Consider the following 10,316-nt stretch of genomic DNA (forward strand, 5'->3'; position numbering starts at 1 on the left):
CGATTATATCGGAAGCAGCAAGAAACTCGGCAAACATACCGGTGGGGACGTAAAGAGTGGAATCCCTACCCTCCCACTCATCTGTGCCCTGGAGATAGAGAACGAGTTGGGCAAAAACGAACTGAAGAGTATGCTCACCGATAGGAAAATCCCACTGGACCAGCGTACCACAACAAACGTTCTTACATTGGTTGAGGAACTGGGTGGTATACAAAAAGCGCAATTTCTTGCAGAATCCTATAGAAAGCGAGCTTTGGAAGAAATACACCGCCTCGGCAATCCTGAGGCTGAGCGTATGTTGACTTCCCTGTTTGAAAAATTATCTGCTCGCTCAGTATAGGAATTGCTATGAACACTACACATAATCTTGATCCCGACCTCACTGGAGAGGAGCGGGTCTTCCACGAAGCATATGACAGGACATTACTGTATCTTGAGAATCGACAGAAGATGGCTCCCCTGTCTCTTATCGATATTGAGGGAGAGCTTCACCATCTCACGGTCTATGAAGGACAGGATTGGGTTGGACGTGGGGAATTGAAGAACAGCGAGATCCAAGGGCAAATCTATGCCTATATTGCATTCATTGACAAGATGAAAAAAGAGCCACAGAGCAAGTAATCGCCCTGTAGCTCCATATATGTAGACGCAATAATCAACCAAGCAAGGTCTTCTGACCATCCAGGCTTCTCAGCTCAGAAATTTCTTCCGTCACCTCTAGCACACCCAGATACTCCTGGTTGTTGTTTCTCACTGCATAGTAGCGAATCAGGATAAACTTGGAACCTTTCTGAATCCAGAAAGACTCACTGTCCTTGATCCCTGCCTTGAAGTCAGAGACCAGCTTCTCCACAACAGAAAGACTCTTCGGTGGATGGCAATGTTCAACATCACGTCCGATGATACTCCTTGTTCTTGGGAATACACGTTCCTTTCCCTCACTGAAGAAACGGACCTTGTCATCGGCACCAACAAAGGTGATATCTGCTGGCATGGTATTCAGCATCCAAGTCAGCTCTTCCAAGGTGAAATGACCACTGGGGAGCGTAATCTCTCCACTTGTCTCCTGTTTGGGAGCAAATTCATCCTTTCCACTCATGGTTGCATTCCAGCGATACCACGTGGTTGCATCCGAGGGACTTGCCCCTTCGATCCCACCATTAAAGCAGTATCCAATGTCTGCACTATCACGAGCAACTGTCAACCAGGCGTCTTTATCCATGCAACCCTGAAGCATCGGCATGAGAATGTTGTTCTCCTTGTCGATCATGCTTCTCACTTGCTCTTCGACATGGGTAAGCTCGGTCTCGAGAACCTTGTCTGAGGATTCAAGGGTACGGATTATAAGCTTGTACAGATCCCTGATTTCATCATCAACTCCCCACATTACCTTGGGTGGAGCGGTAATTCCAGCTTTCTCCAGATACGGGAAGAAAAGGTTCTCCTTTCTGGAATAGTGGTTATCGAGCTTACTAAGGCTCTTGAGTGCTGAGAGAAGGTCAGCTCTGGTGCGTGCAGTATTGTCTTGTTTGTACGCCTTTACTGCAGCTGAAAACTCCCCATCGAGGAAAGAGAGCAAGCCTTCATTTTCCTTCAGGAACACAAATGCGGGATGGCCGGGGGTTTGTTCAATGGTCTTTCCACCATGAATCTCCTCCACACTACCGCCAAAAATGGAAGCATGTACATCACAGAGTTTCTGTACCTGCTCAACATTGATTTCTCCAGATTCAATCAGCATCTTTTCAGCTGCCGCCAAGTCTTCTGCACTGATAGTCCCGAATTCTGCTTCAAACTCCTGTTTTACCGAATCGGAGGATGCTCCTGCGTGCAACTTTTCAATTATGGTTTTCAAGTGTTGGATCTTTTTCTTGTCCATACATACTCCTTCAATTTAATTCCTACTTAAATAGTATGATAAAAAGCGCCCCGAAAGTGAAGCGCTTTTATAAAAAAGATTTATGCTATGGCCTCTTTTAGTAGGCATTCGTAATATAGTGCTCCAATTCGCCGATCTCAAAGTCACGCTCCTCAAGAGCTGCCTTGACCACATCACCGATGGAAACCATACCAACCACCTTGTCCGCATCCACAACTGGAAGATGGCGGAACCTACCTGCGGTCATAAGCTGGAGGCAATCATCAAGATTCTGCTCTGGTTTGATGCAGGTAACACCAACAGTCATCACTTCCTTCACCGGAATGGACGCAGTGTTCAAATGCTCTAGTCTACGTGAAAAATGGCGGATGATATCACGCTCTGAGAGAATACCCTTGATATCCCCATTCTCATTAAGTACCAACAATGCACCAATCTTATGTTCGGTAAGTTTCAAAAGGGCATGAGCCAAGGTATCCTCAGGTGTGATACTGTAAACGGTGCTTCCCTTTTGGTCCAGAATTGATTGTACGTTCGCCATACATAACCTCCATTTCGTATATTATCTAACTCCCTTCTACCACAAGCGTACTCCACCAGTAGCAATTTCGCAAGGAAATAATGGGATACATATCTGCATCGAAGGGCCGTTAATTCCCTTATTCATGTCTTATACCCACAATATATGCACATATGATTGCCAATAGCAAGTAAATTTGCTATACATTGTTGTATCTTTACTGTAAGGACCTTCACATGAACCTGATACTCTATAGTGTTACAGCACTTTTATTATTACTTTCTTTTCTAAAGGACAGGGAAAAGACAAAAAAAGCGCTCATGAAAGCGTGGAGAGCATTTGAGAATATTCTTCCCCAATTCCTAGTCGTCATACTATTGGTCAGTCTCCTGCTCAGCATCCTCGACCATGAGACCATTGTAAGGATTATTGGCAAGGACTCTGGATGGATTGGTGTTGTCCTTGCTGCCATTGTAGGCTCGGTTACCCTGATACCAGGCTTTGTGGCATTCCCCACTGCTGCCTTGCTTCTTGAGGGAGGAGCTGGCTATATGCAAATCGGCGCCTTCATCTCAACGCTGATGATGGTGGGTGTAGTAACCCTACCCATAGAGATACAGTACTTTGGAAAGCGCTTGACGCTTTACCGAAATACACTTGCATTCATATTCTCATTTATTGTTGCCTTTGCAATCGGAACAGTTCTGGAGGTGGTGTTATGACAACTCTGGTAAAACGCTACAGTTCATTTCTGCTCGTTCTGGTACTGTTGGGGATCCTCAGCCTATTCAATCAAGAGTTGGGAACAGGCGTTTTCAATATTACCGTCATGCAGCTGAAGGAAATGTTGTTGGTCATTCCTCCAATCTTTGTACTGCTAGGTCTTCTTGATGTATGGGTGCCAAAACAGACAATGGTAAAATTCATGGGAAAAGGAAGTGGATTGAAGGGAATACTGCTCTCCCTCTTCATTGGCTCTGCTGCAGCAGGCCCCCTGTATGGAGCTTTCCCTGTGGCAGCGGTGTTTATGAAAAAGGGAGTGACATTCTCCAATGTCCTTATCTTTATCGGGGCATGGTCCACTACCAAGATTCCGATGATTCTCTTCGAATTCTCAGCCTTGGGCGCACCATTTGCACTTACCCGGTTGCTTATCGACATCCCAGGTATCATCATAATATCGTTCCTTCTCACTAGAATGATTGGCAAGGAAGAGATAGAGGCAATCCACGAGAGAGCAAGCAAGCAGTAAATGGTATCTAGTCAACAAGGTATGAGAGCTCAGTGAGTCTTGCAATATCCAGTATACGGATCACACGGTTCCCCACTGCTAGAATGATCCCTTCTTCCTCGAATTGCGTGAGTTTTCGGCTCAGTGTCTCCCGTGCAATCCCCAGATAATTGGCAAGGCCCTCCCTACTCAAGGGGAGGGTTATTTCAAGGAATTTGCCATTGTAGTGCCCATACGATTCCTTGAACTCCAGAAGGAGGCTGGCAATCCGCATATCGGCATTGCGCCCTCCCATGCTCTGCATGGCACTCTCAAGCCGGCTCATCCGGTTTGCCATGGCCTCAATGATCTCGATGGCAACCTGACTGTGTTCAGCCAGGAGATTTGCGAAATTGGTCTTATTCAGGATACAAACCGTTGTTGGTTCCAGAGCTTCCACCGTGTAGGGAACCCGCTCCTCTGTGAAAAGGAATCTGGCACCAAAATAGTCGTTTGCAGGAAAAATATAGAGGATTTGCTCTCTACCGTCCGGTGTGATGCGATATGCCTTGGCACTCCCCTCCCTGATGACAGTAAAAGCAGAGGCCTTCTCCCCTTCCCGTACGATAATCTCTCCCTTCTTGTAGCGACGGTGTTCCATCTCACTGGTGAGCGCATGCACGGCATCACGTTGCAAAGAAGAGAAGAGTGGTACATTTCTCAGGCAGAGATCATTACTACAACCATCACATATATTGGACACAGTATTTCTAACTCCTACTTTTTTACTTGGTTTGTGATTTCAATCACAGAACAAATATCGTCATCATGGTAAATCTAACGTATCTGAAGTATACGAAAACTTACAGAAAGGGGAAACACCATGAGTGAAGATACATATTACGAAATCAATACAAGAAAGTACATCACAGAGCACTACACCCCCTATGACGGGGACGAATCCTTCCTTGCAGGGCCCACTGAACGGACAGAGAAACTGTGGGGAGAACTCAAGGAACTTCTCGAGATCGAGCGCCAGCGTGGCGGCATGTATGACATCGATGAACATACCATATCCACAATTGTCAGCCACAAGGATGGATACATCAACCGAGATCTTGAGCAAATTGTCGGCTTGCAGACCGATGAACCACTCAAACGTGCCATCATGCCATTTGGAGGTATCAGACTGGTACATACCGAGTTGAAAGCCTACAATCGTACCCTTCCAGAGTCCATTGATGAAGTGTTCAAGTATCGCAAGACACACAATGACGGAGTCTTCGACGTATACACAGAACAGATGCGTAAGGTACGGCACAGCGGCATCATTACAGGACTTCCCGATGCATATGGGAGGGGAAGGATCATCGGTGATTATCGAAGAGTTCCCCTCTATGGTATCGATTACCTGATCAAGGAAAAGCAGAGCGCAAAGGATAATTTTCACTTTGATGCAATGACTGAGGAGGTCATCCGCGACCGTGAGGAGCTCAGCGAGCAAATCCGCAGCCTTCTGGAGCTGAAAGAGATGGCAGCCACCTATGGCTATGATATCTCTAAGCCCGCAACCGATACAAAGGAAGCCATCCAGTGGTTGTATTTTGCCTTCCTTGCAGCAACCAAGGAACAGAACGGAGCCGCTATGAGCCTGGGAAGGGTCTCCACCTTCCTTGACATCTATGCAGAGAAAGATCTGGGGAGCGGCCGTTTCAATGAATCGGAAATCCAGGAATTGGTTGATCATTTCATCATGAAACTCCGTATCATTCGATTCCTCAGGACCCCCTCCTATGACGAGCTGTTCAGTGGCGACCCCACCTGGGTGACTGAATCCATTGGTGGTGTTGGCCACGATGGGCGTCATCTGGTTACCAAGATGAGCTACCGGTTCCTGCACAGCCTTACCAATCTTGGTCCGGCTCCTGAACCGAACCTTACAGTACTCTGGAGTGACCGTCTTCCACAGCCCTTCAAGAAGTTCTGCGCCCGTCTCTCCATCGAGACCTCCTCGATCCAGTATGAGAACGATGACCTGATGAGGAAGAATTACGGTGATGACTATGGCATTGCATGCTGTGTCTCAGCCATGGAGTTAGGCAAGCAGATGCAATTCTTCGGTGCTCGGGTGAATCTGGCAAAAACCTTGCTCTACGCAATCAACGGAGGAAGGGATGAGAAGAGCGGAGAACAGATTGGACCTAAACTGGCGCCGTTAGGCGATGATATTCTTGACTATGACACCGTATTGGACCGCTATGAGGCAATGAGCAGCTGGCTTGCAAAACTGTATATCGATACCTTGAATGTCATCCACTACATGCATGACAAGTACAGCTATGAACGACTTGAAATGGCCCTTCATGATGCACAGGTAATGCGCACCATGGCAGGGGGAATAGCTGGATTGAGTGTCGTTGCCGACAGCCTCTCAGCCATCAAGTATGCAAAGGTAAGACCTATCAGGGATGAGCGGGGACTCGCTGTCGATTTTGAGATCGAAGGAGACTTCCCCACCTACGGAAACAATGACGAGCAGGTTGATGCAATTGCCAAGGATCTGGTAAGAGGTTTCATCACCAAGATGAGAAGACATACGACCTACCGAAAGAGTATCCCAACCCTCTCCGTCCTTACCATCACCAGCAACGTGGTCTATGGGAAGAAGACAGGGAGCACCCCGGATGGGAGAAAGGCTGGCGAGCCATTCGCACCGGGTGCAAACCCGATGCATGGACGGGACAAGAAGGGTTGTGTTGCAAGTATGAAGAGTGTGGCAAAGCTCTCCTATGACGATGCGCAGGATGGAATCAGTTACACCTTCTCGATCATCCCACAGACCCTCGGAAAGGATAAGCAGATGCAGGTGGCAAATCTGGTCACGCTGCTTGATGGATATTTTATCGAGGAAGGACACCATATCAACGTGAATGTCATGGAGAAGGAGACATTGCTCGATGCCATGGACCACCCAGAGAAATATCCCCAGCTAACGATCAGGGTAAGTGGATATGCAGTGAACTTCATCAAGCTCACCCGTGAACAGCAGCTAGATGTCATCAACCGCACCTTCCACGGAAGCCTGTAAGGAGGTATGTATGAGCGTACAGGGAAACATTCATAGTGTTGAGAGTTTTGGGACGTTGGACGGACCTGGGCTCAGGTATGTTGTCTTTCTGCAGGGATGCTCCCTGCGTTGTCGATACTGTCACAATCCAGACACGTGGAACATGAAAGGTGGCACTTCCCAAAGTGTTGATGAAGTGGTCCATGACATCCTCAGCTACAAGAACTTCATCAAGGATGGAGGGGTTACCATCAGTGGCGGAGAGCCACTGAGACAACCAGATTTTGCCCTGGAGCTCATAAGCCGCCTGAAGAGGGAGGGAATCCACACGGCGTTGGATACAGCAGGAAGCGTTCCCTTGGAAATCTCAAAACCGGTACTGGATGCAGTGGATATGGTCTTGCTCGATATCAAGAGTCTTGATGATAAACTCTGCTTCAGCCTTACCGGTATGGGCAATGCCAATACGCTTGCAACTCTCTCCTACCTGCAGAAAATCAAGAAGCGGGTCTGGCTGCGTCACGTACTCGTCCCTTCCTGGACTCTGGAAGAGAAAAAGTTGGAAGCATTGGCTTCTTTCCTCACCTCCTTCAGCTGCATTGAACAGGTGGAGCTGCTTCCCTACCATCGCATGGGACAGTACAAATGGGAACAGTTGCATCTCACCTACTCACTCTCAGATGTACATGAACCCACCAAAGACGAACTGTCCATGGCTCGTTCCATTTTTGAGAAGCAAGGTCTTCCCGTTCTGATGACCTCTTACAAGGATGGAGATTCACAGACAAAGGTCGGCTAAAAAACGGGAAGGCACCTCACAAGAAGCACCTCCCCAACGAAAACGAATTATCAACTATCAACGCTCTTTCTGGGGAACCAGGAAGAGTTGTTCCATATCATACCCCTGAGCGACAGCAATAGCTTTCATGGTATCCAGCGTATCATCACTCACCTCTGGTGTACGTGAAAGGAACCACAAGAAATCACGATCATCACTACCAACAAGTGCCCACTGGTATTCCTCATCCAATCCAAAGACAAGATAATCAGAGGTGAAGAGGCCGAAGAATCTCACCTTCAAGCGACCAGGAAAATGCTCATCAGGTCTCCAAGCGATTGCCTTGACCGATGTTACTTTTCCTTCCAGATCTCCCTTGATACCACTATTAACCACCTGGATCCTTCCATCATCCCTAAGGGAATAATCAGCTTTTGCCCCCACCAGGTTCTTCTCAAAGCGATGCTGATATCGGGCAATCTCATACCAGGAACCCAGATATCGGTCAAGATCGAGAGAATTAACGGTATCTAAAGGAGGATACTTTCCCGTTGTAGCACAGGAAGTAAGCATGACAAGCATCGCCAGAATACCGCCAATGGAGAGCAAGCCTTTCCGTTTCATCGCCCTACCTTTCTTGTTCCCGTTCATTGCGGGAATCCTTCAGTTGAGTGAGTGTCTCATCAAGCATCTCTTTCAATGCCTGATACTTTCTTCCCTGTTCACTCTTGTCGTTTGAGAGCAAGCAGGAGGCAATATGCTCAGGGACAGAGATAGCTTTCTGCTCTAGTTCCCTTCCTTTGTCAGTAAGTTGGACCATCACGGTTCGCTCATCACTTGGCAGTCTATGTCTCTCGATCATACCCGAGCTCTCCAACCTCTTTAAAAGCGGACTCATTGTCCCTGTATCCAGGCTGAGTGCAGTACAGAGTTCACCTACTGTACCCTCTTCATGTTCCCAGAGGTAGAGCATGGTGATGTACTGGGCATAGGTCAGTCCAAGGTGATTGAGCAGTGGTCGGTAAGCGGCCATCAGTTCCCGTTCCAAGGCATAGAATCGAAAACAGAGTTGGTTTGAAAGCAGTAGTTGTGGATAAGCCATCACAGCACCTCCTCAAGCTTCGGGATAATGGCAAGAGGAGAATCTTTTGGGGCGTAACGATGTACCGTTACCCCATCCTTCTCCACCAGGAATTTGGTAAAATTCCATTTAACCGTCCCTCCAAGGGCTCCTGGAGCTTGCTTTTTCAGCCAAGTAAAGAGTGGATGAGCTTCCTTTCCATTCACCTTCACCTTACTCATCAGAGGAAAGGTCACCCCATAGTTGATTGAACAGAATTCCTTGATATCTGCATCACTACCCGGCTCTTGGTGTGCAAATTGATCACAAGGAAACCCGATCACTACCAGTGAACGGTCCTTATACTGCTGATGCAGTTTCTCGAGCTCCTCATACTGAGGGGTAAACCCACACTTACTTGCGGTGTTCACAATCAGCAGGGTCTTCCCCTCCAGAGAGGAAAAATCCAATTCAACCCGATCATTCTTCACGGCTTTGAAATCGTATACTGTAGCCATAGGCTTGTTTCTCCTAATTAAGTTGGGTACAATATAACAGAAGCCGATGCAAATGTCAATTATTGCTTGACCTTGCCCAAAGGTTAATATTTCCTTCCTTTGCAAAGGAATCAATCCGCTTAAGTTCCTCATCACTGAAATCCAGGTTTTCGAGGGTTGCGACATTTTCCTTAATCTGTTCAGGCGAACTGGCACCAATAAGCACACTGGTGATCTCTTTACGTCTCATGCACCATGCAAGCGCCATTTGGGCAAGACTCTGGCCACGTTCCTGCGCGATTGCATTAAGTGACCTGATATTCTCAAGGTTTTCCTTTGTCAGCATCTGCTGACTAAGAGAACTACCCTTTCTTGCCGCTCTGCTATCTTCAGGAATTTCTCCCAGATACTTGTCGGTTAGCATGCCTTGTGCAAGTGGAGAGAAACAGATGGTCCCAACTCCCAACTCATCCAGCGTGGAAAGCAATGATTCTTCCACCCAACGATTCAGCATTGAATAGGACGGTTGATGAATCAAGAGCGGTACACCCATATCCTTCAGGATTGCATGTGCCTCTCTCGTCTTCTCTGCTGAATAGGAAGAGATCCCGACATACAGGCACTTTCCCATCTTATATGCGGAGGCAAGAGCTCCCATGGTCTCTTCAAGCGGAGTATCAGGATCATAGCGGTGACTATAGAAGATATCGACATAGTCCAGCCCCATCCTCTTCAGGGATGCGTCAAGGCTGCTGAGAAGGTATTTCCTGCTCCCCCACTCCCCGTAGGGACCGGGCCACATCAAATACCCTGCCTTGCTGGAGATGATCAGCTCATCACGGTGAGAGCGAAAATCCTGGGCAAGTAACTTGCCGAAATTCAGCTCAGCAGACCCCGGAGGTGGCCCATAGTTATTTGCCAGGTCAAAGTGTGTGATGCCAAGATCAAATGCTGTATGCAGCATCTTTCTTGCATTGGAGAGGGACGTCTGGTCTCCAAAGTTATGCCAAAGCCCCAAGGAGATGGCCGGTAACTGTAAACCGCTCTTTCCACAGCGGTTGTATTTCATGGAATCATATCGTTCTGGTTTCGGTGTATACATACATTCCTCCTAGCTTGTCTATCAGTATAACCGAAATGGCTGTAAATCTCCATTTCTTTTGACGGATGCACTTCCTTGGCCTACACTAATGGCAGATGATCCCTTAGGAGGAATGATAAAAAGTCAGTAGGTGGTTACTGAGGCTCTGTCTGAAGGGTGTATCATTATAGATACAAGGTTGGAAGACAGAGTAGGTGCAAGTT

Annotated in this window: 12 protein-coding genes and 1 pseudogene; 6 read left to right on the forward strand and 7 right to left on the reverse strand. The window is 47.5% G+C overall.

What is annotated here, in order from left to right; translation table 11 throughout:
* Both JF818_RS01855 and JF818_RS01860 read left to right on the forward strand, forming a co-directional pair.
* Positions 1-340: pseudogene (locus tag JF818_RS01855) on the forward strand (polyprenyl synthetase family protein); the annotation flags it as partial.
* Between the two features lie 8 nt (positions 341-348).
* Positions 349-621, forward strand: a complete 273-nt coding sequence (locus tag JF818_RS01860; protein WP_198890296.1) for a hypothetical protein — start codon at positions 349-351, stop codon at positions 619-621.
* Positions 622-655: 34 nt separating this feature from the next.
* On the opposite strand, the gene JF818_RS01865 is transcribed toward JF818_RS01860, so the two are convergent.
* Positions 656-1,879 carry a DUF438 domain-containing protein gene (locus JF818_RS01865; RefSeq protein WP_198890297.1) on the reverse strand — a complete coding sequence of 408 codons (1,224 nt, stop codon included), beginning with the start codon at positions 1,877-1,879 and terminating at the stop codon, positions 656-658.
* Positions 1,880-1,976: 97 nt separating this feature from the next.
* Positions 1,977-2,420: a CBS domain-containing protein gene (locus JF818_RS01870; protein WP_198890298.1), complete on the reverse strand. Its 444-nt coding sequence runs from the start codon at positions 2,418-2,420 to the stop codon at positions 1,977-1,979.
* Positions 2,421-2,635: 215 nt separating this feature from the next.
* On the opposite strand from JF818_RS01870, the gene JF818_RS01875 reads away from it, so the two are divergent.
* Together JF818_RS01875 and JF818_RS01880 are read left to right on the forward strand one after the other, a co-directional pair.
* The gene (locus JF818_RS01875; protein ID WP_198890299.1) at positions 2,636-3,121 is read left to right on the forward strand and encodes a permease; all 486 of its coding nucleotides are present in this window, start codon (positions 2,636-2,638) and stop codon (positions 3,119-3,121) included.
* Positions 3,118-3,651, forward strand: a complete 534-nt coding sequence (locus tag JF818_RS01880; protein ID WP_198890300.1) for a permease — start codon at positions 3,118-3,120, stop codon at positions 3,649-3,651. The genes JF818_RS01875 and JF818_RS01880 overlap by 4 nt, the downstream gene beginning before the upstream one ends.
* 7 nt (positions 3,652-3,658) lie before the next feature.
* Here the strand turns inward: JF818_RS01880 and JF818_RS01885 are convergent, their stop codons facing one another.
* Positions 3,659-4,372 carry a Crp/Fnr family transcriptional regulator gene (locus tag JF818_RS01885; protein ID WP_370570294.1) on the reverse strand — a complete coding sequence of 238 codons (714 nt, stop codon included), beginning with the start codon at positions 4,370-4,372 and terminating at the stop codon, positions 3,659-3,661.
* 120 nt (positions 4,373-4,492) lie between these two features.
* On the opposite strand from JF818_RS01885, the gene pflB reads away from it, so the two are divergent.
* The gene (gene pflB, locus JF818_RS01890) at positions 4,493-6,697 is read left to right on the forward strand and encodes a formate C-acetyltransferase (protein WP_198890301.1); all 2,205 of its coding nucleotides are present in this window, start codon (positions 4,493-4,495) and stop codon (positions 6,695-6,697) included.
* 10 nt (positions 6,698-6,707) lie between these two features.
* Positions 6,708-7,475 (forward strand): pyruvate formate-lyase-activating protein, encoded by a 768-nt coding sequence (pflA, locus tag JF818_RS01895; RefSeq protein WP_198890302.1) that lies wholly within the window; start codon positions 6,708-6,710, stop codon positions 7,473-7,475.
* 57 nt (positions 7,476-7,532) lie between these two features.
* Here the strand turns inward: pflA and JF818_RS01900 are convergent, their stop codons facing one another.
* Genes JF818_RS01900 through mgrA form a run of 4 tightly spaced genes read right to left on the reverse strand, consistent with a single transcriptional unit; the run spans position 7,533 to position 10,113 of the window.
* Positions 7,533-8,105: a lipocalin family protein gene (locus JF818_RS01900; RefSeq protein WP_233065432.1), complete on the reverse strand. Its 573-nt coding sequence runs from the start codon at positions 8,103-8,105 to the stop codon at positions 7,533-7,535.
* Positions 8,083-8,556, reverse strand: coding sequence for a MarR family winged helix-turn-helix transcriptional regulator (locus tag JF818_RS01905; RefSeq protein ID WP_198890303.1), 474 nt, complete (start codon positions 8,554-8,556; stop codon positions 8,083-8,085). The genes JF818_RS01900 and JF818_RS01905 overlap by 23 nt, the downstream gene beginning before the upstream one ends.
* Complete coding sequence (locus JF818_RS01910) at positions 8,556-9,032, reverse strand: glutathione peroxidase (protein ID WP_198890304.1); 477 nt, start codon at positions 9,030-9,032, stop codon at positions 8,556-8,558. The genes JF818_RS01905 and JF818_RS01910 overlap by 1 nt, the downstream gene beginning before the upstream one ends.
* 55 nt (positions 9,033-9,087) lie before the next feature.
* A complete protein-coding gene (gene mgrA, locus JF818_RS01915; RefSeq protein WP_198890305.1) occupies positions 9,088-10,113 on the reverse strand; it encodes an L-glyceraldehyde 3-phosphate reductase in 1,026 nt (341 codons plus the stop codon).
* Positions 10,114-10,316: the final 203 nt, after the last annotated feature.

Origin of the sequence: Sphaerochaeta sp. S2 (genome assembly GCF_016406725.1) — a bacterium.
In the GTDB taxonomy this organism is placed as follows: Bacteria; Spirochaetota; Spirochaetia; order Sphaerochaetales; family Sphaerochaetaceae; genus Sphaerochaeta.